This window comes from Pseudomonas sp. NPDC085632 (genome assembly GCF_044541255.1).
Taxonomy (GTDB): Bacteria; Pseudomonadota; Gammaproteobacteria; order Pseudomonadales; family Pseudomonadaceae; genus Aquipseudomonas.
In genome coordinates this window covers 1-26,130 of the sequence record NZ_JBITSX010000010.1, presented here as the reverse complement: position 1 = coordinate 26,130, position 26,130 = coordinate 1, and the positions used below count along the sequence as shown (strand labels likewise).

The 26,130-nt window shown below is 59.7% G+C and carries 20 protein-coding genes, 1 tRNA gene and 2 pseudogenes; 16 read left to right on the top strand and 7 right to left on the bottom strand.

Annotated features, from left to right (window positions below):
• Positions 1-111: 111 nt before the first annotated feature.
• From ACIF4X_RS10205 to ACIF4X_RS10190, 4 genes and pseudogenes are all read left to right on the top strand, one after another.
• Complete coding sequence (locus tag ACIF4X_RS10205; RefSeq protein ID WP_397482019.1) at positions 112-522, top strand: YbaN family protein; 411 nt, start codon at positions 112-114, stop codon at positions 520-522.
• 190 nt (positions 523-712) lie between these two features.
• A pseudogene (locus ACIF4X_RS10200) lies at positions 713-1,945 on the top strand (chemotaxis protein); the annotation flags it as partial.
• 150 nt (positions 1,946-2,095) lie between these two features.
• A complete protein-coding gene (locus ACIF4X_RS10195; protein WP_371260381.1) occupies positions 2,096-2,851 on the top strand; it encodes a methyl-accepting chemotaxis protein in 756 nt (251 codons plus the stop codon).
• Positions 2,852-3,057: 206 nt separating this feature from the next.
• Entirely contained in the window at positions 3,058-4,407 is a 1,350-nt protein-coding gene (locus ACIF4X_RS10190; protein WP_397482018.1) for a CoA transferase, read from the top strand.
• A 224-nt stretch (positions 4,408-4,631) separates the two neighbouring features.
• On the opposite strand, the gene ACIF4X_RS10185 is transcribed toward ACIF4X_RS10190, so the two are convergent.
• Together ACIF4X_RS10185 and arcD (ACIF4X_RS10180) are read right to left on the bottom strand one after the other, a co-directional pair.
• A complete protein-coding gene (locus tag ACIF4X_RS10185) occupies positions 4,632-5,495 on the bottom strand; it encodes a DNA-3-methyladenine glycosylase family protein (protein WP_397482017.1) in 864 nt (287 codons plus the stop codon).
• Positions 5,492-6,919 (bottom strand): arginine-ornithine antiporter, encoded by a 1,428-nt coding sequence (arcD, locus tag ACIF4X_RS10180; RefSeq protein WP_160041547.1) that lies wholly within the window; start codon positions 6,917-6,919, stop codon positions 5,492-5,494. Before arcD (ACIF4X_RS10180) ends, ACIF4X_RS10185 begins: the two co-directional genes overlap by 4 nt.
• 438 nt (positions 6,920-7,357) lie before the next feature.
• On the opposite strand from arcD (ACIF4X_RS10180), the gene arcD (ACIF4X_RS10175) reads away from it, so the two are divergent.
• The 12 genes from arcD (ACIF4X_RS10175) (at position 7,358) to ACIF4X_RS10120 (ending at position 22,286) form a co-directional block, all read left to right on the top strand.
• Entirely contained in the window at positions 7,358-8,785 is a 1,428-nt protein-coding gene (arcD, locus tag ACIF4X_RS10175) for an arginine-ornithine antiporter (protein WP_397482016.1), read from the top strand.
• 33 nt (positions 8,786-8,818) lie between these two features.
• Positions 8,819-10,075, top strand: coding sequence for an arginine deiminase (gene arcA, locus ACIF4X_RS10170; RefSeq protein WP_008086806.1), 1,257 nt, complete (start codon positions 8,819-8,821; stop codon positions 10,073-10,075).
• Positions 10,076-10,144: 69 nt separating this feature from the next.
• Positions 10,145-11,155 (top strand): ornithine carbamoyltransferase, encoded by a 1,011-nt coding sequence (locus ACIF4X_RS10165; protein WP_016983839.1) that lies wholly within the window; start codon positions 10,145-10,147, stop codon positions 11,153-11,155.
• Between the two features lie 152 nt (positions 11,156-11,307).
• Positions 11,308-12,237, top strand: coding sequence for a carbamate kinase (gene arcC, locus ACIF4X_RS10160; protein WP_016983838.1), 930 nt, complete (start codon positions 11,308-11,310; stop codon positions 12,235-12,237).
• Positions 12,238-12,299: 62 nt separating this feature from the next.
• The gene (locus tag ACIF4X_RS10155) at positions 12,300-12,662 is read left to right on the top strand and encodes a DUF5064 family protein (RefSeq protein ID WP_397482015.1); all 363 of its coding nucleotides are present in this window, start codon (positions 12,300-12,302) and stop codon (positions 12,660-12,662) included.
• Between the two features lie 388 nt (positions 12,663-13,050).
• A complete protein-coding gene (locus ACIF4X_RS10150) occupies positions 13,051-14,559 on the top strand; it encodes a sigma-54-dependent transcriptional regulator (RefSeq protein ID WP_397482014.1) in 1,509 nt (502 codons plus the stop codon).
• Positions 14,560-14,991: 432 nt separating this feature from the next.
• Positions 14,992-15,375 (top strand): glycine cleavage system protein GcvH, encoded by a 384-nt coding sequence (gcvH, locus tag ACIF4X_RS10145; protein WP_397482013.1) that lies wholly within the window; start codon positions 14,992-14,994, stop codon positions 15,373-15,375.
• An 11-nt stretch (positions 15,376-15,386) separates the two neighbouring features.
• Positions 15,387-18,239: an aminomethyl-transferring glycine dehydrogenase gene (gene gcvP, locus ACIF4X_RS10140; RefSeq protein ID WP_397482012.1), complete on the top strand. Its 2,853-nt coding sequence runs from the start codon at positions 15,387-15,389 to the stop codon at positions 18,237-18,239.
• A 203-nt stretch (positions 18,240-18,442) separates the two neighbouring features.
• Positions 18,443-19,819, top strand: coding sequence for an L-serine ammonia-lyase (locus tag ACIF4X_RS10135; RefSeq protein WP_397482011.1), 1,377 nt, complete (start codon positions 18,443-18,445; stop codon positions 19,817-19,819).
• Positions 19,820-19,958: 139 nt separating this feature from the next.
• Positions 19,959-21,083 carry a glycine cleavage system aminomethyltransferase GcvT gene (gene gcvT, locus ACIF4X_RS10130; protein WP_397482010.1) on the top strand — a complete coding sequence of 375 codons (1,125 nt, stop codon included), beginning with the start codon at positions 19,959-19,961 and terminating at the stop codon, positions 21,081-21,083.
• Positions 21,084-21,487: 404 nt separating this feature from the next.
• Positions 21,488-21,700 (top strand): cold-shock protein, encoded by a 213-nt coding sequence (locus ACIF4X_RS10125; protein ID WP_003227496.1) that lies wholly within the window; start codon positions 21,488-21,490, stop codon positions 21,698-21,700.
• Between the two features lie 97 nt (positions 21,701-21,797).
• Positions 21,798-22,286, top strand: coding sequence for an RDD family protein (locus ACIF4X_RS10120; RefSeq protein WP_397482009.1), 489 nt, complete (start codon positions 21,798-21,800; stop codon positions 22,284-22,286).
• A gap of 83 nt (positions 22,287-22,369) precedes the next feature.
• On the opposite strand, the gene nadA is transcribed toward ACIF4X_RS10120, so the two are convergent.
• The 5 genes and pseudogenes from nadA to ybgF form a co-directional block, all read right to left on the bottom strand.
• A complete protein-coding gene (gene nadA, locus ACIF4X_RS10115; RefSeq protein ID WP_003227499.1) occupies positions 22,370-23,428 on the bottom strand; it encodes a quinolinate synthase NadA in 1,059 nt (352 codons plus the stop codon).
• Between the two features lie 271 nt (positions 23,429-23,699).
• A tRNA-Lys gene (locus ACIF4X_RS10110) sits at positions 23,700-23,775 on the bottom strand.
• A 62-nt stretch (positions 23,776-23,837) separates the two neighbouring features.
• Positions 23,838-24,530, bottom strand: coding sequence for a 7-cyano-7-deazaguanine synthase QueC (queC, locus tag ACIF4X_RS10105; RefSeq protein ID WP_397482008.1), 693 nt, complete (start codon positions 24,528-24,530; stop codon positions 23,838-23,840).
• Between the two features lies 1 nt (position 24,531).
• Positions 24,532-25,179, bottom strand: a complete 648-nt coding sequence (queE, locus tag ACIF4X_RS10100; RefSeq protein ID WP_223028042.1) for a 7-carboxy-7-deazaguanine synthase QueE — start codon at positions 25,177-25,179, stop codon at positions 24,532-24,534.
• A 165-nt stretch (positions 25,180-25,344) separates the two neighbouring features.
• Positions 25,345-26,130, bottom strand: a pseudogene (gene ybgF / locus ACIF4X_RS10095) (tol-pal system protein YbgF); the annotation flags it as partial.

Sequence of the window (26,130 nt, the reverse complement as noted above, 5' to 3'; positions counted from 1 at the left end):
CTTTTGATCTTGAAAACAACATCAAAAGATCGCAGCCTTCGGCAGCTCCTACAGGGGAACTGCGTAAGCCTGTAAGATCTCCCTTCCGCTTCAGAAGCCACCGCGTAGCCCATGCCGCAACCCGCCTCCTCGAAACTCGCCCGTGTGCTGTTCGGCCTGCTGGCTTACGTCAGTCTCGGCATTGGCCTGATCGCCATCGTCGTGCCCGGCCTGCCGACCACCGAGTTCATCCTCCTCGCCGCCTGGGCCGCGACTCGCAGTTCGCCGCGCCTGAGTGCCTGGCTGGAAAACCATCGCCTGTTCGGGCCGATCCTCAGCAACTGGCGCAATGGCAAGATCATCGCGCGCAAGGCCAAGGTCAGCGCGACGGTGAGCATGTTGCTCTGCGCGACGTTAATGCTGGTGATGCTCGATCATGGCTGGCCTGTCTATCTGGCGATTGCCGGGATGAGCCTGGGCAATCTGTGGATCTGGTCGCGCCCTGAGTCCATGCCGGTGTGCACCGACACTTCTTCGCACTGAAACATCCCTGTAATTAATCACTTTTTCAGCACTTTCCCCTGCGCAAACGTTTAGCGTTGACCGTCCGTCGGCACGCGCCTCATGCCCTCTGCTTCCACGCCGATGAGCATTGAATGGCGCTGAATGGATTTGGCGAACCGGATAGTTCATATCCGCCTGCCACCCGTTTATTCATTCGCGAGATCGCCCCATGTTCGACTCTCTGTCCATTCGCCTGAAAATCGTTCTGCTCTCCGGTCTATGCCTGCTCGGTGTGGTTGCGCTGATCGTCGGCATGAACATCTACCAGACCAATCAGAATGACGAACTGGTCAGTGACTCCAGCAACAAGTTGCTCACCGCCAGCGTCGAGAATCTGTTACAAGCCAAAGCCGCCGAACAAGCCGTGCGGGTGCAGAAGACCTTTGGCGAAAGCCTGACGGTGATCACCGCCCTGGCCGACCAGATCAAGGACATGCGGGTGATGGCCGCCAAGCGTTCGCTGGACGCCGGCGCCTTGCGTGAAGAGTTGAACCTGAGCCTGAAAACCGCCTTCGAGCGCAACGACAAAGTGCTCGGTATCTGGCTCGCCTTCGAACCGAACGCTCTCGACGGCAAGGACAGCGAATTCGCCAACGATGCCGCTCGCCAGTCCAACGAAGCCGGACGTTTTGCCACGTACTGGAGTCGCGCCGCCGGTGCTTCGCTGAACACGATCATGGTCGAAGAAGACCTGACCAAAACCACACTCAGCGTCAGCGGCACGCCTTACAACAGTTGGTACACCTGCCCTCGCGATAACAAGCGTACGTGCCTGCTCGATCCGTACGCCGACACCGTCGGTGGCAAGGAAATGCTCATGACGACCATCTCCGTGCCCTTAATCGTCGACGGTAAAGCCATCGGCGTGGTCGGTGTCGACATCGCCCTGGATGCCTTGCAAGCAGCGGCCGTTGATTCCCAGCGCAGCTTGTTCAACAACGCCGGGCACATGCTGATCGTCTCCGGCAGCGGCGTGCTCGGTGCCGACAGTTCTGACGCCACCAAGGTCGGCAAAAAGATCAACGACACCCTCGGCGCCGATGGCCAGGATGTGCTGCAACTGCTGACCTCAGGCACACCGAAGATTCTCGAACAGGGCGAGCTGATTCGTGCGGTGTACCCGGTCGATCCGATCGGTAACTCGCGCGCCTGGGGCGTGGTTATCGACCTGCCAAAACAAGTGCTGCTGGCCGATTCGGTCAAGCTGCAAGCGGTACTCGACGATGCGCAGGAAACCGGCGTGCTCACCGCGCTGCTGGTCGCCGTGGTTGCCGGTCTGGTTGGCTTGTTGCTGATCTGGCTGACCGCGTCCGGGGTGACGCGTCCGATCAACAGCGTTGCCGAGATGCTGAAGAACATCGCCAGCGGCGAAGGCGATCTGACCCAGCGTCTGAACTACAGCAAGCAGGATGAACTGGGCGAACTGGTCAACTGGTTCAATCGCTTCCTCGACAAGCTGCAACCGACCATCGCGCAGATCAAGCAAAGCATCACCGAAGCGCGCGGCACCGCCGACCAGTCTTCGGAAATCGCCCGCCAGACCAGCGAAGGCATGCAGGTGCAGTTCCGCGAGATCGACCAGGTCGCCACTGCCTCCAACGAAATGAGCGCCACTGCCCACGACGTCGCCAACAGCGCATCGAACGCAGCCAATGCCGCGAAAGGTGCCGATCAGTCGGCCAGGGACGGCATGTCGATCATCGAACGCAGCACCCGCGACATCAATCAACTGGCCGATGAAGTCAGCAAAGCGGTGACCGAGGTTGAAGCGTTGGCAGTCAACAGCGAGCAGATCGGTTCGGTGCTGGAAGTGATCCGCAGCATCGCCGAACAGACCAACCTGCTCGCCCTCAACGCGGCGATTGAAGCGGCCCGTGCCGGTGAGAGCGGCCGTGGTTTTGCCGTGGTCGCCGACGAGGTGCGCAACCTCGCCAAGCGCACGCAGGATTCGGTGGAAGAGATTCGCATCGTGATCGAGCGGATTCAGACCGGTACGCGGGGCGTGGTCGCGACCATGCATTCGAGCCAGACCCAGGCACACAACAACGCCGGGCAGATTCGTCAGGCGGTGGATGCGCTGGGCAAGATCAGCGACGCGGTGACGGTGATCAGCGACATGAACCTGCAGATTGCCAGTGCGGCGGAACAGCAGAGTGCGGTGGCTGAAGAAGTGAATCGCAATGTCTCGGCCATCCGCACCGTCACCGAGACGCTGACGGAACAAGCCACCGAATCGGCGGCGATCAGCAGCCAGCTCAATGCACTGGCCAGTCAGCAGATGAAATTGATGGATCAGTTCCGCGTCTGAGCCCGCCACTCAATCCACCACAAAACCTTGTGGGAGCTGGCTTGCCAGCGATGGCGGCACATCAGTCAGTACATTGTTGACTGACACTCCGCTATCGCTGGCAAGCCAGCTCCCACAGGGTCAAGTGGCAACCCTGCAATCGGGGATTTCATCTAACTCGGGATTCTTTTGCACTATCATCGCCCTCTCGCTCCGGAGGGCCTTCGATGACTGATTTACTCACGTCCATTCAAGCCGCACTCGGCTTGCCCCGCACGCCGATTCCGTTCACCAATAGCGGCGCCCTGCCCTCGGCGTTCGCCGTCACTGAGCTTGCCTGCGCCAGCATCGCCGCTGCCGGTCAGGCTGTCAGCGAACTCCTGCATCAGCAAACCGGCCACCTATCCAACATTGCAGTCGACCGACGCCTGGCCTCGTTCTGGTTCTCGACCTCGCTGCGCCCGATGGGCTGGCGAGTACCACCGCTGTGGGACCCGGTTGCCGGCGACTACGCCACACAGGATGGCTGGATCCGTCTGCACACCAACGCCCCGCATCACCGCGCCGCCGCTGAACGCGTGCTCGGTGCCTGCGCCGACCGTGCCGCGACGGCGGCGAAAGTTGCGCAATGGGCGAGCACGGATCTGGAGCGAGCGGTCGTCGAGGCCAAGGGCTGCGCGGCCGAGATGCGCAGTTGGGCGCAGTGGCAACAGCATCCGCAGGGACTGGCGGTGAATGCCGAACCGCTGGTGCATTTCCTCGATTCGCAGGATGAACACAGTCAGCCGTGGCAAGGTTCGGTGGCGCAACCGTTGGCCGGGATCAAGGTGTTGGATCTGACGCGCGTGCTCGCCGGCCCCACCGCCAGCCGTTTTCTCGCCGGCCTTGGCGCCGACGTATTGCGCATCGATTCACCGACCTGGAACGAACCCGGCGTCGTCCCGGAAATGACCCTCGGCAAACGCTGCGCGCGACTGGATCTGCATGACCCGGCGGATCGTGCAGTTTTCGAGAATTTATTGAGAGACGCCGACATTTTGCTCCATGGTTACCGCGCCGACGCACTGGAGCATCTCGGTTTCGGCGCCGAACGTCGCCGACAACTGGCACCGGGCCTGATCGATGTCGGCCTCAACGCCTACGGCTGGAGCGGTCCGTGGCAGAACCGCCGCGGCTTCGACAGCCTGGTGCAGATGAGCAGCGGCATTGCCGAGGCCGGACAACACTGGCAGCAGGCCGATAAACCGACGCCGTTGCCGGTGCAGGCGCTGGATCATGCGACCGGTTATTTGATGGCGGCGAGTGCACTCCGACTGTTGACCGAGCGTTTGGAGACAGGTCGCGGTGGCTCGGCGCGGTTGTCGCTGGCGCGGACGGCGAAGTTGTTGATCGAGCATGGGCCGGGGACAAGTGAGGCATTGCGGACGGAAGATGAGCGGGATCAGGGTTCATTTCTGGAACAGACCCCGTGGGGCCCGGCGCATCGCTTGCAGGTGCCGGTGAAGATCGGCGGCACACCTATTCAATGGGCTTTGCCGGCGACAGAGTTGGGTTCCCACCGACCACAGTGGGTTTAAAAAGCCCCTCACCCTAACCCTCCCGAAACGTCGGACCGCCCATAGGGAGAAGGGACTGATTGGGGGATATTCGAGAGATTCACCGACTTGAACGATTGGCGCGGAATCCATAAACGACTCGGTCTTGCAGGTCGATGGACAGCGCAAAACACCTCGGTCAGCCCCCTCTACCTCTGGGAGAGGGCTGGGGTGAGGGCTGCAATTTCAGGCCGGGCGATGATGTATCAATCAGCCCGGCTCAAGGATGTCCACAACAGCTGCGCCGCATACCCTCGATACGGGCGCCAGGCCTCAGCGCGCAAAGCCAGATCCCACGCTGTCGGCCGCTCGCCTTCGAGCACCTCCAACGCGCGCAACAACCCGACATCGCCATGGGGAAACCCATCCATATCCCGCAACTGCCGCAACGCAATGTACTGCGCCGTCCACTCACCTATCCCGTGCAACGCCAGCAGCCGTGCCACGCCGTCCTCGCGATTCGGCTCGAACAATGAAGGTTCTTCCAGCAACGCCTGCGCCACCCCCGACAGCGTCCGACCGCGACTCTTCGGCATGCCCAGCGCTGCCAGATCTGCCACCGCCAATACGTGCGTCTCGGGAAACACATGCGTCAATCCAGGCACTGTGGATTCCAGCGGCGCGCCATATTGCGCCACCAGTTTCCCCGCCAGACGAATCGCCGCCACCACCGTAATCTGCTGCCCGAGCACGGCGCGAAACGCCAACTCCAACCCGTCCCACGCACCGGGAATGCGCAACCCCGGACGCTCGGCATTCAACCGCGCCAGCAACGGATCATTCGCCAGATGCGCTTGCATCAGCACCAGATCTGCATCCAGATCAAACATCCGCCGCAGCCTGACAACGACCTCGGGCACCGCTGCCGGATCAGGAAAGTCCAGCTCGACCTCCAGCGCATCCGCCGTCCCAAGCCAGACCGAAACCGTGCCGTGAACACCGTTTAACCCGATACTGCGCGCATACACGCCATCGACCACGGTCTCCATCCCGAACACCGCCCGTGCCGCCAGAAACCCCAACATCGCCTCCCAGTCATACGGCGGTGCATACGCCAGCGACAACCTCACAACGACAACACACCGCTGTATAACCCATACGCGGCCAACCCCGCGCCAATGACCACGCAGGTGAAAATGCCTTTCTCGACATGGGTGAACAACGGTTCGCCCGCTTCATGCTTGGCCTTGGCAAACAGGATCACCCCCGGTGCATACAGCAACGCCGACAGCAGCAAATACTTCACCCCGCCGGCATACAACAACCACACCGCATAACCGAGGGCGATGCCGCCGATCAGCAGGTCCTTGGTGCGCTCGGCCGAGGCGTGTTCGTAGGTTTCGCCGCGCCCGCTGAGCAACACCGCGTACGCCGCCGACCACAGGTACGGCACCAGAATCATCGACGACGCCAGATAAATCAGGCTGGTGTAGGTGCCCGCCGAGAACAGCGTGATCAACAGGAAAATCTGGATCATCGCGTTGGTCAGCCACAACGCGTTGACCGGCACATGATTCTTGTTTTCCTTTTTCAGGAACGCCGGCATGGTCTTGTCCTTGGCCGTGGCGAAGAGAATCTCCGCACACAGCAGCGCCCACGACAACAGCGCACCGAGCAGGGAAATCGCCAGGCCTATGCTGATCAGCAACGCACCCCACGGCCCGACAATGTGTTCAAGTACCGCCGCCAGCGACGGATTCTGCAAATTCGCCAGCTCTGGCTGGCTCATGATCCCCAGCGACAGCACGTTGACCAGCACCAGCAGCGCCAGCACGCCGACAAAACCGATGACCGTGGCGCGGCCGACGTCGCTGCGTTTTTCCGCTCGCGCCGAGTACACACTGGCGCCCTCGATGCCGATGAACACAAACACCGTGACCAGCATCATGTTGCGCACCTGATCCATCACCCCGCCGAAATTCGGGTTGCTGGTGCCCCAGATGTCGCGGGTAAAAATGTCAGCCTTGAACGCCACCGCCGCAATGACGATGAACATGATCAGCGGTACGACTTTGGCCACCGTGGTCAGTTGATTGATCAGCGCCGCCTCCTTGATCCCGCGCATCACCAGAAAATGCACGGCCCACAGCAGCACCGAGGCACAACCGATGGCGATTGGCGTGTTGCCCTGGCCAAACACCGGAAAGAAATAACCGAGGGTGCTGAACAGCAGGACGAAATAACCGACGTTGCCCAGCCAGGCGCTGATCCAGTAACCCCACGCGGAGGAAAACCCCATGTAGTCGCCAAACCCGGCCTTGGCGTACGCGTAGACACCCGAGTCCAGTTCCGGCTTGCGGTTGGCCAGCGTCTGAAACACAAACGCCAGGGTCAGCATGCCAATCGCGGTAATCCCCCAACCGATCAGAATCGCCCCGGCATCGGCGCGCGCCGCCATGTTCTGCGGCAGCGAGAAAATCCCCCCGCCAATCATCGAACCCACCACCAGGGCGATCAACGCGCCTAATCGCAGCTTTTGCGTCGGTTGCGACATCTGAATCTCCATTCAAGCGCGTTGTGAGTTGTTATTTGTAACAACTATTAACTAAACGGATAAAGCTTGATCACGTTTATCAGGTAATACCGACAAACGCCTATTTATATATAGCGGATGACGCTAACGCCTAGCACGTTAAGACAGTTTTGTGCACTGATCCCGATAATTCAATTCTGTACTGAAAACAGAAGCGGAAAATTTGCCAAAAGCTGAAAAAGAACTAGCGTGATAATTCGAAAGTAATAATAGCCATTCCCAAAAATGTAGCCAGAAAGCCTCTAGGACGGGCCTTACAGGCAATAGCTTTATGCCTTCAGTCGAAGCCTAAGTCATTCATTAACAATGGAATGTGACCATGCACTGATCTAAGTCAGCTGTTTGAACAGACAACAGAACTACGCTGTGATCTCTTCTCTCCTGCAATGGAGTCATGCAATGTCTGAAGCTCCCGGAAAACTACGACTCGGTGCACTGGTTGCATTGGTAGTCGGCTCGATGATCGGTGGCGGGATATTCTCTTTGCCACAAAACATGGCCGCCAGCGCCGACGTCGGTGCGGTACTGATCGGTTGGGCCATCACCGCTGTCGGCATGCTCACCCTCGCTTTTGTCTTTCAAACCCTCGCCAATCGCAAGCCTGACCTGGACGGCGGTGTCTACGCCTACGCCAAGGCCGGATTCGGCGATTACATGGGTTTCTCGTCCGCCTGGGGTTACTGGATCAGCGCCTGGCTGGGCAACGTCGGTTACTTCGTCCTGCTGTTCAGCACCCTCGGCTATTTCTTCCCGGTGTTCGGTGAAGGCAACACCGTTGCTGCGGTGATCGGTGCCTCGGTGCTGCTGTGGGCCGTGCATTTTCTGGTGTTGCGCGGGATCAAGGAAGCGGCCTTCATCAACCTCGTGACCACGGTCGCCAAGGTCGTGCCGTTGCTGCTGTTCGTGTTGATCGCGGTGTTCGCTTTCAAACTGGACATCTTCACCGCCGACATCTGGGGCATTAAAAACCCGGATCTGGGCAGCGTGATGAACCAGGTGCGCAACATGATGCTGGTCACCGTGTGGGTGTTCATCGGCATCGAGGGCGCGAGCATCTTCTCCGCCCGCGCCGAAAAACGCTCGGACGTCGGCAAGGCCACCGTGATCGGCTTCATCACCGTGCTGTTGTTCCTCGTACTGGTGAACGTGCTGTCGCTGGGCATCATGACCCAACCGGAACTGGCGAAACTGCAGAACCCGTCGATGGCCGCCGTGCTTGAGCACGTGGTCGGTCACTGGGGCGCGGTGCTGATCAGCGTCGGTCTGATCATCTCGTTGCTGGGAGCGCTGCTGTCGTGGGTGCTGCTGTGTGCGGAGATCATGTTCGCCGCCGCCAAAGACCACACCATGCCGGAGTTCCTGCGCAAGGAAAACGCCAACCACGTACCGGTCAACGCCCTGTGGCTGACCAACGCGATGGTGCAGATTTTCCTCGTCATCACGCTGTTCTCGGCCAGTACTTACCTGTCGCTGATCTACCTCGCCACCTCGATGATTCTGGTGCCGTACCTGTGGTCAGCGGCCTATGCCCTGCTGCTGGCGGTGCGCGGCGAGAGCTACGAAGGCTTCGCGGCCGAGCGACGCAAGGATCTGATTATCGGCGGCATCGCGCTGATCTACGCGGTGTGGCTGCTGTATGCCGGCGGGGTCAAGTACTTGCTGCTCTCGGCCCTGCTCTACGCACCTGGCGCGATCCTGTTCGCCAAAGCCAAGCTGGAACTCAAACAACCGATTTTCACTAACGTCGAGAAGCTGATTTTCGCCGCAGTGGTCGTGGGCGCCCTGGTGGCGGCCTACGGTCTCTACGACGGCTTCCTGACTCTGTAACCCCTGATTGTTTTGTTATCTGGAGGATCTGAAATGACCACGGAAAAAGTTAAGTACGGCGTCCATTCCGAAGCCGGCAAACTGCGCAAAGTCATGGTGTGCTCCCCAGGTCTGGCCCATCAGCGGCTGACCCCGAACAACTGCGATGAATTGCTGTTCGACGACGTGCTCTGGGTGGCTCAGGCCAAGCGCGACCACTTCGACTTCGTCACCAAAATGCGCGAGCGCGGCATCGACGTGCTGGAAATGCACAACCTGCTGACCGACATCGTCGCCATCCCTGAGGCGCTGGACTGGATTCTCGAGCGCAAGGTCACCGCCGATTCGGTGGGCCTGGGCCTGATCAACGAAGTGAAGTCCTGGCTGAAAAGCCTCGAGCCGCGACACATCGCCGAATTCCTGATTGGCGGCGTCTCCGCTGATGACCTGCCGGACAGCTTTGGTGGCAAGACCATCCAGATGTTCCGCGACTTCCTCGGCCACTCCAGCTTCATTCTGCCGCCGCTGCCGAACACTCAGTTCACCCGCGACACCACCTGCTGGATCTATGGCGGCGTGACGCTGAACCCGATGTACTGGCCGGCGCGTCGTCAGGAAACTTTGCTGGCGACTGCCATCTACAAATTCCACCCGCAGTTCACCAACGCCGAATTCGAAATCTGGTACGGCGACCCGGACAAGGAGCACGGCAGCTCCACCCTTGAAGGCGGTGACGTCATGCCGATCGGCAACGGCGTGGTGCTGATCGGTATGGGCGAACGTTCGTCCCGCCAGGCCATCGGCCAACTGGCGCTGAACCTGTTCAAGAACAAAGCCGTGGAAAAAGTCATCGTCGCCGGCCTGCCGAAGTCCCGCGCTGCGATGCACCTGGACACCGTGTTCAGCTTCTGCGACCGCGACCTGGTGACGATTTTCCCTGAGGTGGTGAATCAGATTGTCGCCTTCACCCTGCGCCCTGACGAAAGCAAACAGGGCGGCATCGACATCCGCCGTGAAGAAGGCACCTTCCTCGACACCGTGGCCAAAGCCCTCAACCTGCCGAAGCTGCGCGTGGTGGAAACCGGCGGCAACAGCTTCGCCGCCGAACGCGAGCAATGGGACGACGGCAACAACGTGGTGGCCGTGGAACCGGGCGTGGTCATCGGCTACGACCGAAACACCTACACCAACACCCTGCTGCGCAAGGCCGGCGTGGAAGTCATCACCATCAGCGCCGGTGAACTGGGCCGAGGCCGTGGCGGTGGCCACTGCATGACCTGCCCGATCATCCGCGACCCGATCGATTACTAAACCTCTGAGCCCTGGCCGGCACTTACAACGTGCGGCCAGGGGGATAACCGACACCGAAGGAGATCCATCATGGCTTTTAACATTCACAACCGTAACCTGCTCAGCCTGGAACACCACACCCCACGTGAGCTGCGTTACCTGCTCGACCTGTCCCGCGATCTGAAACGCGCGAAATACACCGGCACCGAGCAACAACACCTGAAGGGCAACAACATCGCCCTGATCTTCGAAAAAACCTCGACCCGCACCCGTTGCGCGTTCGAAGTGGCAGCGTATGACCAAGGCGCCAACGTCACCTACATCGACCCGAACTCGTCGCAGATCGGCCACAAAGAAAGCATGAAAGACACCGCCCGCGTGCTGGGTCGCATGTACGACGCCATCGAGTACCGTGGCTTCAAACAGGAAATCGTCGAAGAGCTGGCCAAGTTCGCCGGCGTGCCGGTGTTCAACGGTCTGACCGATGAGTATCACCCGACTCAGATGATCGCCGACGTGCTGACCATGCGTGAACACGCCGACAAACCGATCCATGACATCAGCTACGCCTACTTGGGCGATGCGCGCAACAACATGGGCAACTCGCTGCTGCTGGTCGGCGCCAAACTCGGCATGGACGTGCGCATCTGTGCGCCGAAAGCGCTGTGGCCACTGGATGATCTGGTCGAGCGTTGCCACAAATATGCCGAAGAAAGCGGTGCGCGCATCACCCTGACTGAAGACCCGAAAGCGGCGGTCAAAGGCGTCGACTTCATTCACACCGACGTTTGGGTATCGATGGGCGAGCCAGTGGAAGCCTGGGCCGAGCGTATCCAGCAACTGCTGCCGTATCAGGTCAACGCCGAACTGATGAAAGCCAGCGGCAACCCACGCACCAAGTTCATGCACTGCCTGCCGGCGTTCCACAACAGTGATACCAAGGTCGGCAAACAGATTGCCGAGCAGTATCCGCACCTGAAAAACGGCATCGAAGTAACCGACGACGTGTTCGAGTCGCCTGCCTGCATTGCCTTCGAGCAAGCGGAAAACCGCATGCACACGATCAAGGCGATTCTGGTCTCGACCCTGGCTGACCTCTAACCGATCGACACGGTCACTGTGGGAGCTGGCTTGCCAGCGATAGCGGAGTGTCAGTCGACAGAAATGCTGACTGACACTCCGTCATCGCGGGCAAGCCCGACTCCCACAGGGATCGCATTCGTCCTGCACGAACTTCTAGAAGGACATGCATTATGCGTATCGTCGTAGCGCTGGGCGGTAACGCCCTGCTCCGCCGTGGTGAACCGATGACCGCTGACAATCAGCGCGCCAACATCCGCATCGCCACCGAGCAAATCGCCAAGATCCATCCCGGCAACCAACTGGTCATCGCCCACGGCAATGGCCCGCAAGTCGGCCTGTTGTCGCTGCAAGCGGCGGCCTACACCTCCGTCACCCCTTACCCGCTGGACGTGCTCGGTGCTGAAACCGAAGGCATGATCGGCTACATCATCGAACAGGAACTGGGCAACCTGCTCGATTTCGAAGTGCCGTTCGCCACCCTGCTGACCCAGGTTGAAGTCGACGCCAACGACCCCGCGTTCAAGAACCCGACCAAGCCGATCGGCCCGGTCTACGACAAAGCCGAGGCGGAAAAACTCGCCGCCGACAAAGGCTGGGCAATTGCCCCGGACGGCGACAAGTTCCGCCGCGTAGTCGCCAGCCCACGGCCAAAACGCATCTTCGAAATCCGCCCGATCAAGTGGCTGCTGGACAAGGGCAGCATCGTGATTTGCGCCGGTGGCGGCGGCATTCCGACCATGTATGACGAGAACCGCAACCTCAAGGGCATCGAGGCGGTGATCGACAAAGACCTGTGCTCGTCGCTGCTTGCCGAACAACTGGAAGCCGACCTGCTGGTGATCGCCACGGACGTCAACGCGGCGTTCATCGATTACGGCAAGCCGACGCAGAAAGCCATTGCCGAAGCGCACCCGGATGAACTCGAACGCCTCGGTTTCGCCGCCGGTTCCATGGGACCGAAGGTGCAGGCAGCCTGCGAATTCGCGCGCCATACTGGCAAGGTCGCGGTGATCGGTTCGCTGGCGGATATCGAAGCCATCGTTCAGGGCACCGCCGGCACTCGCGTGACCACCGCGAAGCCGGGCATCAGCTATCGATAATTAGAAACTCCGGGGGCAGGCCTCAGGTCTGCCCTTCTCCCATGCCTTGAAAGGAGAAAACCATGGCCCAGTTTGAACCCGGTCATTTGCATATTGAGCGGCATGCGTTGACCGACGATGACGTCAATTACAACGTGTGCCTCGATTATGAAGTGTTCACCGACCCGCAAAAAGGCAAAGGGATACAGTTCACCCTGCACGGCAATATGCAGGGCAAGGACATGAAGGAAGTGTTTTTCCTGCCCAAGGAAGAGGCTTACAACTTCGCCCGCGACGTGACCCGGATTGCCGAGAAGTACGGGATTCCCAAGGCTCATAGCCAGATCGGTTCGGTGCACAAGCATTACGATCTGATGTTTGAAGACATTCGGCAGAAGTTGAATATGCAATCCGGGGATCCGGTCAATCCCGAGCATTTTGAGTAAACCTTTAAAAGCCCCTCACCCTAGCCCTCTCCCGGAGGGAGAGGGGACTGACCGAAGTGTCTGACGGCAGACATCGACCTGGAAAACCGAGTCGATTATGGATTCACAGCCGTATTTTCAGGTCGGCGTACCTCGTGAGCATTCCACAAACGGCCCCTCTCCCCCCGGGAGAGGGCTGAGGTGAGGGGACTGATTGGGGGATGCTTCAGAGCTACGCCGACCTGACCCTGCATCACTGAATCCATAATCGACTCGATTTAACAGGTCGACGTATAGCACCAGACATCTCGGTCGGCCCCCTCTCCCTCCGGGAGAGGGCTGGGGTGAGGGGGCTTTTGATTTAAGGCATACTTGCCACCCTCCGCTCTGCAGATCACTGAACCGCCCCATGCGTATCCACGTCAGCTTCATCGACCGCGTCGGCATCACCCAGGAAGTCCTGGCTATCCTCGGTGGGCGCAATCTCAATCTGGATGCGGTGGAGATGATCCCGCCGAACGTCTACATCGACGCGCCGACCCTGAGCCCGCAAGTGCTCGAAGAACTGAAGGATGCGTTGTTTCGTGTGCTCGGCGTGGAAGCGGTAACCGTGGTCGACATCCTTCCCGGCCAGCGTCGGCACTTGCAACTCGATGCCTTGCTCGCGGCGATGACCGACCCGGTGCTGGCGCTCGACAGTGCCGGCAAAGTGCTGCTGGCCAACCCGGCGTTGATCGCGCTTTACGGTCGCGAACCGGCCGGTGAAAGCGTCTCCGAACTGTTCAACGATTCAGCCCTGCTCGACACTTTGCTCGAACACGGCTTTCGTCTGCCGCTGCGTGAAATCACCGTCAACGGCCAGACCCTGTTGCTCGACGCCACGCCGATCACTGACGCCGGCGCCCTGCTGACGCTGTACCAACCGAACCGTATCGGCGAACAACTCTCGGCGCTGCACCACGACCACGCCGAAGGTTTCGACGCGCTGCTCGGCGAATCCCCGGCAATCCGCACGCTCAAGGCTCGTGCGCAACGGGTTGCCGTCCTCGACGCACCGCTGCTGATTCAAGGCGAAACCGGCACCGGTAAAGAGCTGGTCGCCCGCGCCTGTCACGCGATCAGCACTCGCCATAGCGCTCCTTTTCTGGCATTGAACTGCGCAGCGTTGCCAGAGAACCTCGCCGAAAGCGAACTGTTCGGCTACGCCCCCGGCGCCTTTACCGGCGCGGCGCGTGGCGGCAAACCGGGGCTGATGGAACTGGCCAACCAGGGCACGGTGTTTCTCGATGAGATCGGCGAGATGTCGCCTTACTTGCAGGCCAAGCTGCTGCGCTTCCTCAACGACGGCAGCTTCCGCCGCGTGGGCGGTGATCGTGAAGTAAAGGTCAACGTACGCATCCTCAGCGCGACCCACCGCGATCTGGAGAAAATGGTCAGCGAAGGCTTGTTCCGTGAGGACCTGTTCTATCGCCTCAACGTGCTAAACGTCGAAGTCCCGCCGCTGCGCGAGCGCGGTCAGGACATTCTGTTGCTGGCCCGCTATTTCATGCAGCAGGCTTGTGCGCAGATCCAGCGCCCGGTCTGCCGCCTCGCCCCAGGCACCTACCCGGCCCTGCTCGGCAACCGCTGGCCGGGCAACGTGCGGCAACTGCAGAACGTGATCTTTCGCGCGGCGGCAATTTGCGAGAGCAGCCTGGTGGATATTGGCGATCTTGACATTGCTGGCACTTCTGTCGCGCGGCAGACCGACAGCGACGTCGATAGCCTTGAACTAGCGGTTGAATCCTTCGAAAAAACGCTGCTGGAAAAACTCTACGTCAGCTACCCCTCGACCCGCCAACTGGCCAGCCGTCTGCAGACTTCGCACACGGCCATCGCCCATCGCCTGCGCAAGTACGGCATTCCCAACAAACCCTGATATCACCTCATACCCTGTGGGAGCTGGCTTGCCAGCGATGACGTCGGCACAGGCACCCTCGATGGTGTCTGACCCACCGCTATCGCTGGCAAGCCAGCTCCCACAGGTTTTGCAGCAGTCTTTCGATCCGCGTTAAAAACGACCTCCACCTGTACTGAAAGCGCTACAGTGGAACGATATCGCTACACCCTTCTCCGATCACTGCTGTGCAAGGCTTTGATCCCGTTCAGCTTTTTTCCTCGCCCCAACCTGTAGCGATTTCGCTACACCTGCCCCGACAAGCCGCTTCATAAAAACAAGCAAACCATTGATTTATAACGATAAATAAACGTTGGCCGCATTCTTGCTAATCAACCCCTCATAAATAAGGGCCTTCGCGCCCGACTATTCCACCGCGTCCACCAGACGAGTCTGGCCCCCTGAGGAGTTTCCATGAGCGAGTTGCGTTTTACTGAAGATCACGAATGGCTGCGCACCGAAGCTGACGGCAGCGTTACTGTCGGCATCACCGCTTTCGCGCAGAACGCCTTGGGCGACGTGGTGTTCGTGCAACTGCCTGAGCTGCAGGCTTACGAAAAAGGCGCCGAAGCCGCCACCGTGGAATCGGTGAAAGCTGCCAGCGGCGTGTACATGCCGCTCGACGGCGACGTGCTGGCGACCAACCCGGCGCTGGAAGACAGCCCGGAACTGGTCAATGAAGATCCACTGGGCGAAGGCTGGTTCTTCCGCTTCCAGCCAAGCGACGCCGCCGCTGTCGGCAAACTGCTCGACCAGGACGCGTACGATCGTCTGATCAAAGCCCAAGCCGAAGCCTGAGGAACACCGACATGACTCAAGTAAACCTTGGCACCGCCAACGAATTCATCGCCCGTCACATCGGCCCGCGCGCCGGTGACGAGCAAGCCATGCTCAACAGCCTCGGCTTCGATTCGCTCGAAGCGCTGAGCGCCAGCGTCATCCCGGAAAGCATCAAGGGCACTAGCGTGCTCGGCATGGACGACGGCCTCAGCGAAGCCGACGCCCTGGCAATGATCAAAGGCATCGCCGGCAAGAATCAGCTGTTCAAGACCTACATCGGCCAGGGCTACTACAACTGCCACACACCCTCGCCGATTCTGCGCAACCTGTTGGAAAACCCGGCCTGGTACACCGCTTACACCCCGTACCAGCCAGAAATTTCCCAGGGCCGTCTCGAAGCGCTGCTGAACTTTCAGACCCTGATCAGCGACCTCACTGGCCTGCCGATCGCCAACGCATCCTTGCTCGACGAAGCCACCGCTGCTGCCGAAGCCATGACCTTCTGCAAACGCCTGAGCAAGAACAAGGGCAGCCACCAGTTCTTCGCCTCAATCCACAGCCACCCGCAAACCCTCGACGTACTGCGCACCCGTGCCGAGCCGCTGGGCATCGACGTAGTTGTTGGCGATGAGCGTGAACTGACCGACGTGACGCCGTTCTTCGGCGCGTTGTTGCAATACCCGGCCACCAATGGTGACGTGTTCGACTACCGCGAACTGACCGAACGCTTCCACGCCGCCAACGCGTTGGTAGCCGTGGCCGCTGACCTGCTGGCCCTGACCCTATTGACCGCCCCGGGCGAGTTCGGCGCTGACGTCGCCATCGGTTCGGCACAACGCTTCGGCGTGCCGCTGGGCTTCGGTGGCCCGCACGCCGCTTACTTCTCCACCAAGGATGCGTTCAAGCGTGACATGCCGGGCCGTCTGGTCGGCGTTTCGGTTGACCGTTTCGGCAAGCCGGCCCTGCGTCTGGCGATGCAGACCCGCGAGCAACACATCCGTCGCGAGAAGGCCACGTCGAACATCTGCACCGCACAGGTGCTGCTGGCCAACATCGCCAGCATGTACGCCGTCTACCACGGCCCGAAAGGCCTGACGCAGATCGCTAACCGCGTGCATCACCTGACGGCGATTCTGGCCAAAGGCCTGACCGCACTGGGCGCTACCGTCGAACAAGCCAATTTCTTCGACACCCTGACCGTCGCCACTGGCGCGCAAACCGCCGCACTGCATGACAAGGCGCACGCTCAACAGATCAACCTGCGCGTGATCGACGCTCAGCGTCTGGGCCTGTCGGTCGACGAAACCACCACGCAGGCGGATATCGAAACCCTGTGGAGCCTGTTCGCCGACGGCAAGACCCTGCCGGACTTCGCTGCGCTCGCTGCATCCGTGCAGAGCACTATTCCAGCCTCGCTGGTACGCCAGTCGCCAATCCTCAGCCACCCGGTGTTCAACCGTTATCACTCGGAAACCGAGCTGATGCGCTACCTGCGCAAACTGGCCGACAAGGACCTGGCACTGGATCGCACCATGATTCCGCTGGGTTCGTGCACCATGAAACTCAACGCTGCCAGCGAAATGATCCCGGTGACCTGGGCTGAATTCGGTGCCCTGCACCCGTTCGCTCCGGCCGCGCAAAGCGCCGGTTACCAGCAACTGACCGATGAACTGGAAGCGATGCTCTGCGCCGCCACCGGTTACGACGCGATCTCCCTGCAACCGAACGCCGGTTCGCAAGGTGAATACGCTGGCCTGCTGGCGATCCGCGCCTATCACCAGAGCCGTGGCGATGAGCGCCGCGACATCTGCCTGATCCCGTCGTCCGCCCACGGCACCAACCCGGCCACCGCCAACATGGCCGGCATGCGCGTAGTCGTGACCGCGTGCGATGCCCGTGGCAACGTCGACATCGAAGACCTGCGCGCCAAAGCCATCGAGCACCGCGAACACCTCGCCGCGCTGATGATCACTTACCCGTCGACCCACGGCGTGTTCGAAGAAGGCATCCGCGAAATCTGCGGGATCATTCATGACAACGGCGGCCAGGTGTACATCGACGGCGCCAACATGAACGCAATGGTCGGTCTCTGCGCGCCGGGCAAGTTCGGCGGCGACGTCTCGCACTTGAACCTGCACAAAACCTTCTGCATCCCGCACGGCGGTGGCGGCCCGGGTGTCGGCCCGATTGGCGTGAAGTCGCACCTGACCCCGTTCCTGCCGGGCCACGGCCAGATGGAACGCAAGGAAGGCGCGGTCTGCGCGGCACCGTTCGGCAGCGCAAGTATTTTGCCGATCACCTGGATGTACATTCGCATGATGGGCGGCGCCGGTCTGAAACGCGCTTCGCAACTGGCGATCCTCAACGCCAACTACATTTCCCGTCGTCTCGAAGAGCACTACCCAGTGCTGTACACCGGCAGCAACGGTCTGGTGGCGCACGAGTGCATTCTCGATCTGCGTCCGTTGAAAGACAGCAGCGGCATCAGCGTTGATGACGTCGCCAAGCGCTTGATCGACTTCGGTTTCCACGCGCCGACCATGTCGTTCCCGGTAGCGGGCACGCTGATGATCGAGCCGACCGAAAGCGAATCCAAGGAAGAACTGGATCGCTTCTGCGACGCCATGATCCGCATCCGCGAAGAAATCCGCGCAGTGGAAAACGGCACGCTGGACAAGGACGACAACCCGCTGAAAAACGCTCCGCACACGGCGGCAGAGCTGGTTGGCGAGTGGGCTCACCCGTATAGCCGCGAGCAGGCCGTGTACCCGGTTGCGTCGTTGGTTGAAGGCAAATACTGGCCACCGGTCGGTCGTGTCGACAACGTCTTCGGTGATCGCAACCTGGTCTGCGCCTGCCCGTCGATCGAAAGCTACGCTTAATGGAATGAGGGGCGGGTTTACCTGCCCCTTTCTCCAGAACACCACAAAACCCTGTGGGAGCTGGCTTGCCAGCGATGAGGGTGGATCAGCCTACATCTTTGTTGCCTGACCCACCGCCATCGCTGGCAAGCCAGCTCCCACAAGGAACGCATCAAGCCTGATATTTCCGCCAATTCCTATAACAAGAAACCGGAGAACCACTCATGTCGTTAAGCGTGTTCGACCTGTTCAAGATTGGCATCGGCCCTTCCAGTTCCCACACCGTCGGCCCGATGCGTGCTGCTGCGCGTTTCGCCGAAGGCCTGCGACGTGAACATCTGCTGACCAACACCGCCAGCGTTCGCGTTGAACTCTACGGTTCCCTCGGCGCCACCGGTAAAGGTCACGGCAGCGACAAAGCCGTGCTGCTCGGCCTCGAAGGCGAACATCCGGACACCGTCGATACCGAAACCGTCGCTGCGCGCCTGCAAGAGATTCGCGGCAACGGCCGACTGAATCTGCTCGGTGAACACAGCATTGCGTTCAACGAGAAAGAACACCTGGCAATGATCCGCAAGCCGCTGGCCTATCACCCCAACGGCATGATTTTTCGCGCCTTCGACGCCGCGGGGATTCAGGTCCGCAGCCGCGAGTACTACTCGGTCGGCGGTGGCTTTGTTGTCGACGAGGACGCTGCCGGTGCCGATCGCATCGTCGAGGACGCCACGCCACTGACCTTCCCGTTCAAAAGTGCCAAGGACTTGCTCGGTCATTGCGCCACCTATGGGCTGTCGATCAGCCAAGTGATGCTGACCAACGAAAGCGCCTGGCGCCCGGAAGCGGAAACCCGCGCCGGCCTGCTGAAAATCTGGCAGGTGATGCAGGACTGCGTGGCTGCAGGTTGCCGTAACGAAGGTATTTTGCCGGGCGGTTTGAAGGTCAAACGGCGTGCGGCAGCGCTGCATCGGCAACTGTGCAAGAACCCGGAATCAGCGTTGCGCGATCCATTGTCGGTACTCGACTGGGTCAACCTCTACGCACTCGCCGTCAACGAAGAAAACGCCAACGGCGGGCGCGTGGTTACCGCACCTACCAACGGCGCGGCCGGGATCGTGCCGGCGGTGCTGCATTACTACATGCGTTTCATCCCCGGCGCGACCGACGACGGCGTCGTGCGATTTCTGCTGACGGCGGCGGCCATCGGCATTCTCTACAAGGAAAACGCCTCGATCTCCGGCGCCGAAGTCGGCTGTCAGGGTGAAGTCGGCGTGGCCTGTTCGATGGCGGCCGGTGCGTTGTGCGAAGTGCTCGGCGGCAGCGTACAGCAAGTCGAGAACGCCGCAGAAATCGGCATGGAACACAACCTCGGCCTGACCTGCGACCCGATTGGCGGGTTAGTTCAGGTGCCGTGCATCGAGCGCAATGCCATGGGTTCGGTGAAAGCGATCAACGCGGTGCGCATGGCGATGCGCGGCGACGGTCAGCATTTCGTCTCCCTCGACAAAGTCATCCGCACCATGCGCCAGACTGGCGCCGACATGAAAAGCAAATACAAAGAGACCGCCCGCGGCGGTCTGGCGGTCAACATTATCGAATGCTGATCAGCCCCGTAACCAGCCCCCTCTCCCTGCGGGAGAGAAACGTTACTAACTCCCTCTCCCTCCGGGAGAGGGCTGGGGTGAGGGGCTTTTGATCTTGATCTTGCCCCAACCCCCAAACTCAAATTTCAAGGAGCCACGCATGTCCACCGAACAACTGTCGAAAACCCCGCTGCACGCTCTGCACCTCGAACTCGGCGCCCGCATGGTGCCGTTCGCCGGCTACGACATGCCCGTGCAGTACCCGCTTGGCGTGATGAAAGAACACCAACACACCCGTGAACAAGCCGGGCTGTTCGACGTCTCGCACATGGGTCAGATTCGCCTGACCGGCGCCAACGCTGCCAAAGCCCTGGAAAGCCTGGTGCCGGTGGACATCATCGATCTGCCGGTGGGCATGCAGCGTTACGCGATGTTCACCAACGAGACCGGCGGCATCCTCGATGACCTGATGGTCGCCAATCTCGGCAACGACGAACTGTTCCTGGTGGTCAACGCCGCCTGCAAGGATCAGGATCTGGCTCACCTGCAAAAACACATTGGCGATCAGTGCACCATTACGGCGCTGTTTGAAGAGCGTGCTCTTCTGGCGTTGCAAGGTCCGGCAGCCGTTACTGTGCTGGCGCGCCTCGCTCCTGACGTGGCGAAGATGACCTTCATGCAGTTCAACCGCGTGTCGTTGTTGGGCGTGGATTGCTTTGTCAGCCGTTCGGGTTACACCGGTGAAGACGGTTTCGAAATCTCCGTTCCGGCTGTCGATGCCGAGAAACTCGCCCGCGCCCTGCTCGCCGAGCCGGAAGTCCAGGCCATCGGCCTCGGCGCCCGCGATTCGCTGCGCCTGGAAGCCGGCCTGTGCCTGTATGGCCACGATATGAACACCGAGACCACGCCGATCGAAGCCAGCCTGTTGTGGGCGATGTCCAAGCCACGCCGCGCTGACGGCGCACGCGCTGGCGGCTTCCCGGGCGCAGAAAACATTTTCGCCCAGCAACAAAATGGCGTCGCACGCAAACGCGTCGGCCTGCTGCCTCAGGAACGCACGCCAGTGCGCGAAGGCGCAGAAATCGTCAACGAAGCCGGCGAGATCATCGGTAGCGTGTGCAGTGGCGGTTTCGGTCCGACCTTGGGTGGGCCGTTGGCTATGGGTTATCTCGACAGCGCTTATGTAACGCTCGACACATCGGTCTGGGCCATCGTTCGTGGGAAAAAGGTGCAAATGCTTGTAAGCAAAATGCCATTTGTTCCACAACGCTACTATCGTGGTTGATTGACTGTTTCTATAAGTAACGCGATTGCGTTATGCGTGCACTAATGTGTAACGCAATCGCCACAAAAAAGTGCATTTTCTAACATTCGATTCGAATATGAACTTTGCTTATAACGATCGAAAACAATTGAACAAGCGAATCGTCTAAGGCTGCACTAGTGAACTGACTAACTACCATCAAGCACAGTAAAACCGGGGCCTTCAGGGGGCTTGTTTTTTCTCCCGTAGTTGGCGTAGAGTTTGTCCACTGTGTTTGCATGGGTCAGCTTGGAATCGTGACCTGGGCAGTAGCCTACAAGTTAGCTACATCCCGTTCGACGTCTTCTTACTCTCCTGCAACCAGCCCCAGTACTCTTTCATGAGAAAGAGACTGTCATCAATTTTTGCGTCAAAGGAAATAAGAAATGTCCACACGTCAGAGCGGTACCGTCAAGTGGTTTAACGACGAGAAAGGTTTTGGTTTTATCACTCCAGAAAGCGGTCCGGATCTGTTTGTGCATTTCCGCGCCATTCAGGGCAACGGCTTCAAAAGCCTGAAAGAAGGCCAGAAAGTGACCTTCGTTGCTGTGCAAGGCCAGAAAGGCATGCAGGCTGACGAAGTACAAGCAGAAGCCTGATCTTATGTAACGAAAAAGCCCCTGATATTGATATCAGGGGCTTTTTTGTGCGCGCGAATCCGTAAAATGGCGCTTCATTTTGCGTTCAGAGGCTGCCATGTCGAAAAACCTGCTCACGCCCCAGGGCGATTTTCCTGCCGTTGGCCTGGGCCGTCGTCTGGCTGCGATGTTCTATGACTTTCTACTGTGCACCGCGCTGTTGATCGTGACCGGCTTCGTTTACAAAATGATCCAGGCAGCGATCATCGGTGAAGAGCGTCTGCGGGTAATGACCGATGCTGGCAAGCTCGACGGCGATCCGCTCTACTCCACCGTACTGCTGTTGGTGCTGTTTGGGTTCTTCGCCAAGTTCTGGACCCATGGCGGGCAGACACTGGGCATGCAGGTGTGGGGCATTCGGGTGCAGAACAAGGACGGCACAGCGATCAGCCTGTGGCAGGCGCTGTTGCGCTTTATGGTGTCGATCGCATCGTGGCTGTGCGTGGGGTTGGGATTCTTCTGGTCGCTGTACGACAAGCAGAAGCGCACGTGGCACGACATCTATTCCGACACCCGCGTAGTGCGGATCCCGAAGAAACAAAAGTAAGCGCCCACAAAAAAAGATCGCAGCCTTCGGCAGCTCCTACATTGTTCTCTGTAGGAGCTGCCGAAGGCTGCGATCTTTTGCTTTCAGGCGTTACCGGCCAGCTTCATCCGCGCTGCCTGAGTGAAATCGAGCATGCGCTTCAACGGCCGGATCGCCTGCGGAATCAACGCCGGATCCACAAAGATCTCGTTCGTGCCTTCCTTCAAGCTCTTCAGCGTGCGCTCAAGGGTGTTCATGGCCATCCACGGGCAATGCGCGCAACTGCGGCACGCGGCGCCGTTACCGGCGGTTGGCGCCTCGATGAAGACCTTGTCCGGGCACAACTGCTGCATCTTGTAGAAGATGCCACGGTCAGTCGCAACGATCAGCGTCTTGTTCGGCAACGACTGTGCAGCGGCAATCAGCTGACTGGTCGAGCCCACGGCGTCTGCCAGCTCAATCACCGAAGTGGGTGACTCCGGGTGCACCAGAATCGCGGCGTCCGGGTACAGCGCCTTCATGTCTTCGAGCTGCTTGGACTTGAACTCCTCATGGACGATGCAGGCACCGTCCCAGAGCAGCATGTCGGCGCCGGTTTTGCGCTGGATGTACGTGCCCAGATGCTTGTCAGGGCCCCAGATGATGGTCTCGCCGTTGTCCATCAGGCTTTCGACGATTTCCAGCGCGCAACTCGACGTTACTACCCAGTCAGCTCGAGCCTTAACAGCTGCGGAGGTGTTGGCGTAGACCACCACCGTACGCTCCGGGTGCTGATCGCAGAACGCCGAGAACTCGTCGACCGGGCAACCCAGGTCCAGCGAACAGGTCGCGTCGAGGGTCGGCATCAGCACGCGTTTTTCCGGGTTGAGGATCTTCGCGGTCTCGCCCATGAACTTCACACCGGCAACCACCACAGTCTTCGCCGGGTGAGCGTTGCCAAAGCGAGCCATCTCCAGGGAGTCGGACACGCAACCGCCGGTTTCTTCGGCCAAAGCCTGAATGACCGGGTCGCAATAAAAGTGGGCCACCAACACCGCGTCCTGAGCCTTGAGCTCGGCGGCGATGGCAGAACGGTAATAAGCCTCTTCCTCAGCCGTCAGCGGTTTGGGCTGTTTGGCATCGAGATGGGCTTGAACCAGAAGGCGTTCGGAAATCTGCGTCATGTTCGCAAGACCTGCAGGCGCTTTCGCGCGAAAGTCGAGTATACACCCGGCTCCGGACCGCTTGAGGGTACCGCCGGGAGAGTGAGTATTATCAGGCACGGACAGCGTTGAAGCTGCGCAAGGCTACAGAATATCCCGTTGATACAAAAGATGATTCTGACCTGCGTCAGCGCTGCGGGTATTGAAATAACGCGGAGCGAAATTGCAGGCAAAAAAAAACCCGGAAATCCTCACTTTCGTGGGCCTTCCGGATTTTCTAAACCGCCAAATATGGTGGGTCGTGTGGGATTCGAACCTACGACCAATTGGTTAAAAGCCAACTGCTCTACCAACTGAGCTAACGACCCGCTGTGTGGTGGCGCGTATAATACTGATTTTTAAGGACTATTCAACACCTTTTTGAAAATAATCAAAAATAAGGTGTTGGGTCACTCACACCAGCGGCCGCAAAGCCTTCTGCGCGCAGCCGGCAGCTGTCGCATTTACCGCACGCGCGGCCTTCATCGTCGGCCTGATAACAGGACACGGTGAGGCCATAATCAACGCCGAGCTTCACGCCCGCCTGGACGATCTGTGCCTTGCTCAGGTTTTGCAACGGCGCCTGGATGCGGAAACCATTGCCTTCCACGCCCGCCTTGGTCGCCAGATTGGCCATGCGCTCAAACGACTCGATGAACTCGGGACGACAATCCGGGTAACCGGAATAGTCCACAGCGTTGACACCAATAAAGATGTCGCGCGCACCAAGCACTTCTGCCCAGCCCAGCGCCAACGATAAGAACACTGTGTTGCGCGCCGGCACGTAAGTGACCGGAATGCCTTCGCCCAGTTCTTCCGGGATATCGATACTGCTGTCGGTCAGCGCCGAACCGCCCATGCCGTTCACATTGAGACCGATCACCTTGTGTTCAACCACGCCCAGATCGCGCGCCACGCGCGCAGCGGCATGCAGTTCGGCGTGCGAACGTTGACCGTAATCGAAACTCATGGTGTAGCAGGCGTAACCTTCGGCACGCGCCATGGCGACGACGGTAGCCGAATCGAGGCCGCCGGACAGCAGAATGACTGCACGTTTTTCGGTGGTGTTCAGTTGTTCGGTCATCTCAGCGCCCCGGCTCGTCATTCCATAGATATTTATGCAACTGCAATTGCAACCGCACCGGCAGGTTGTCCGCCACCACCCAGTCCGCCAGATCCCGAGCATTGAGGTCATGGTGACTTGGGGAAAACAGCACTTCGCCGGCACGCTGATCGAGACCGTACTGAATCAATTTGGAGACGGCCCAGTCATAGTCGTCCCGCGAGCAGATAACAAACTTCACCTGATCGTTGGGCGTCAGCAGTTCGATATTCTCGTAACGGTTGCGATGGGCCTCTTTCGAGTCCGGCGTCTTCAGGTCGACAACGCGACTGACGCGCGGATCGACAGCCGAGACGTCGAGGGCGCCGCTGGTTTCCAGCGAGACCTCATAACCGGCATCACACAACTGTTTGAGCAAAGGAATGGCATTGGGCTGTGCCAGCGGCTCACCGCCAGTGACACAGACGTAGCGCGGGCGAAATCCGGCCACTTGCTCGAGGATGTCATCGAGGGTGCGCACGGTACCGCCACTGAAGGCATAGGCGCTGTCGCAGTATTGGCAACGCAATGGGCAACCGGTCAGGCGCACAAAAACCGTGGGCAGCCCGGCAGTCCGCGTTTCCCCCTGCAACGAGTAGAAAACTTCGGTGATTCTCAATGTGTCTTGCATAGTCGCCACGGGCGTAACAGCTAAACAGGCTGTCCGCCTCCGTCAGGCACTTCAGGTAATCGCGCCAACGCGCGGACTACAAGAAGCGTGTTTCAGAAAAAGGGCGTGAATTCTAACGAAAAAACCCGCGACAAGCGCGGGTTTCTTCCAAACGGGTCAGCGTGCTTACATGCGTTGCAGATCGCGTTGGGCCAACTGAGCCGCAGAGGTACCCGGATATTGGGCCACCACCTGCTGCAGAATGCCTTTGACCTTGTCGGTATGACCAAGGCGGCGCTCTACATCAGCCAGCTTGTATAGCGAATCCGGCACTTTGGCGTGCTTGGGATACAGCTGCGAAACCTTGGCAAACGCCTGACCTGCACCTTGCAGATCGCCTTTGGCCAAGTTGACTTCGCCCAACCAGTACTGGGCATTGCCCGCATATTGGCTGTTCGGATATTTGCGCAGGAAAGCGGCAAAAGCCTGGCTGGCCTTGTCGAAGTCCTTGGCTTTGATCAGGTCAAAAGCGGCATCGTAATACAGCTTTTCCTTGGCCGGATCACCCGGTTCAGTACTTGCAGCAGGTGCCTGGGCAGCAGCCCCGGCGCCAGCGGCAGCACCGGCAGCAGCACTTGCATCGCCACCGGCAGAAGAATTCTCAGGAGTCGCGGCAGGTGCAGCACCGGATCCTATGCGCCGATCAAGATCCTGGTATCGCTCCAGGGATTCCTGCTTCATGCGCGCAACCTGATTCTGCAGTTCTTCAATCACACCTTGCTGGCGCGATATCTGATCCTGCATTTGTTGCAGTTGGTTGAACAGCATGCCTTGTGCCGAGGCAGGGGCCGAAGCCGCTCCCCCGGCATAGGCGCCGTTCGTACCGTAACCTGCAGGCGGATAACTGCTCCCGCTATTGTTATAACCGGAGTTGTCATCGACACAGGAACCGCAGCCCACACCGCAAGCGGC

Coding starts and splice junctions, on each gene's coding strand:
- ACIF4X_RS10205 (WP_397482019.1), top strand. CDS start 112: ATGCCGCAACCCGCCTCCTCGAAACTCGCCCGTGTGCTGTTCGGCCTG.
- ACIF4X_RS10195 (WP_371260381.1), top strand. CDS start 2,096: ATGCAGGTGCAGTTCCGCGAGATCGACCAGGTCGCCACTGCCTCCAAC.
- ACIF4X_RS10190 (WP_397482018.1), top strand. CDS start 3,058: ATGACTGATTTACTCACGTCCATTCAAGCCGCACTCGGCTTGCCCCGC.
- arcD (WP_160041547.1), bottom strand. CDS start 6,919: ATGTCGCAACCGACGCAAAAGCTGCGATTAGGCGCGTTGATCGCCCTG.
- arcD (WP_397482016.1), top strand. CDS start 7,358: ATGTCTGAAGCTCCCGGAAAACTACGACTCGGTGCACTGGTTGCATTG.
- arcA (WP_008086806.1), top strand. CDS start 8,819: ATGACCACGGAAAAAGTTAAGTACGGCGTCCATTCCGAAGCCGGCAAA.
- ACIF4X_RS10165 (WP_016983839.1), top strand. CDS start 10,145: ATGGCTTTTAACATTCACAACCGTAACCTGCTCAGCCTGGAACACCAC.
- arcC (WP_016983838.1), top strand. CDS start 11,308: ATGCGTATCGTCGTAGCGCTGGGCGGTAACGCCCTGCTCCGCCGTGGT.
- ACIF4X_RS10155 (WP_397482015.1), top strand. CDS start 12,300: ATGGCCCAGTTTGAACCCGGTCATTTGCATATTGAGCGGCATGCGTTG.
- ACIF4X_RS10150 (WP_397482014.1), top strand. CDS start 13,051: ATGCGTATCCACGTCAGCTTCATCGACCGCGTCGGCATCACCCAGGAA.
- gcvH (WP_397482013.1), top strand. CDS start 14,992: ATGAGCGAGTTGCGTTTTACTGAAGATCACGAATGGCTGCGCACCGAA.
- gcvP (WP_397482012.1), top strand. CDS start 15,387: ATGACTCAAGTAAACCTTGGCACCGCCAACGAATTCATCGCCCGTCAC.
- ACIF4X_RS10135 (WP_397482011.1), top strand. CDS start 18,443: ATGTCGTTAAGCGTGTTCGACCTGTTCAAGATTGGCATCGGCCCTTCC.
- gcvT (WP_397482010.1), top strand. CDS start 19,959: ATGTCCACCGAACAACTGTCGAAAACCCCGCTGCACGCTCTGCACCTC.
- ACIF4X_RS10125 (WP_003227496.1), top strand. CDS start 21,488: ATGTCCACACGTCAGAGCGGTACCGTCAAGTGGTTTAACGACGAGAAA.
- ACIF4X_RS10120 (WP_397482009.1), top strand. CDS start 21,798: ATGTCGAAAAACCTGCTCACGCCCCAGGGCGATTTTCCTGCCGTTGGC.
- nadA (WP_003227499.1), bottom strand. CDS start 23,428: ATGACGCAGATTTCCGAACGCCTTCTGGTTCAAGCCCATCTCGATGCC.
- queC (WP_397482008.1), bottom strand. CDS start 24,530: ATGACCGAACAACTGAACACCACCGAAAAACGTGCAGTCATTCTGCTG.
- queE (WP_223028042.1), bottom strand. CDS start 25,179: ATGCAAGACACATTGAGAATCACCGAAGTTTTCTACTCGTTGCAGGGG.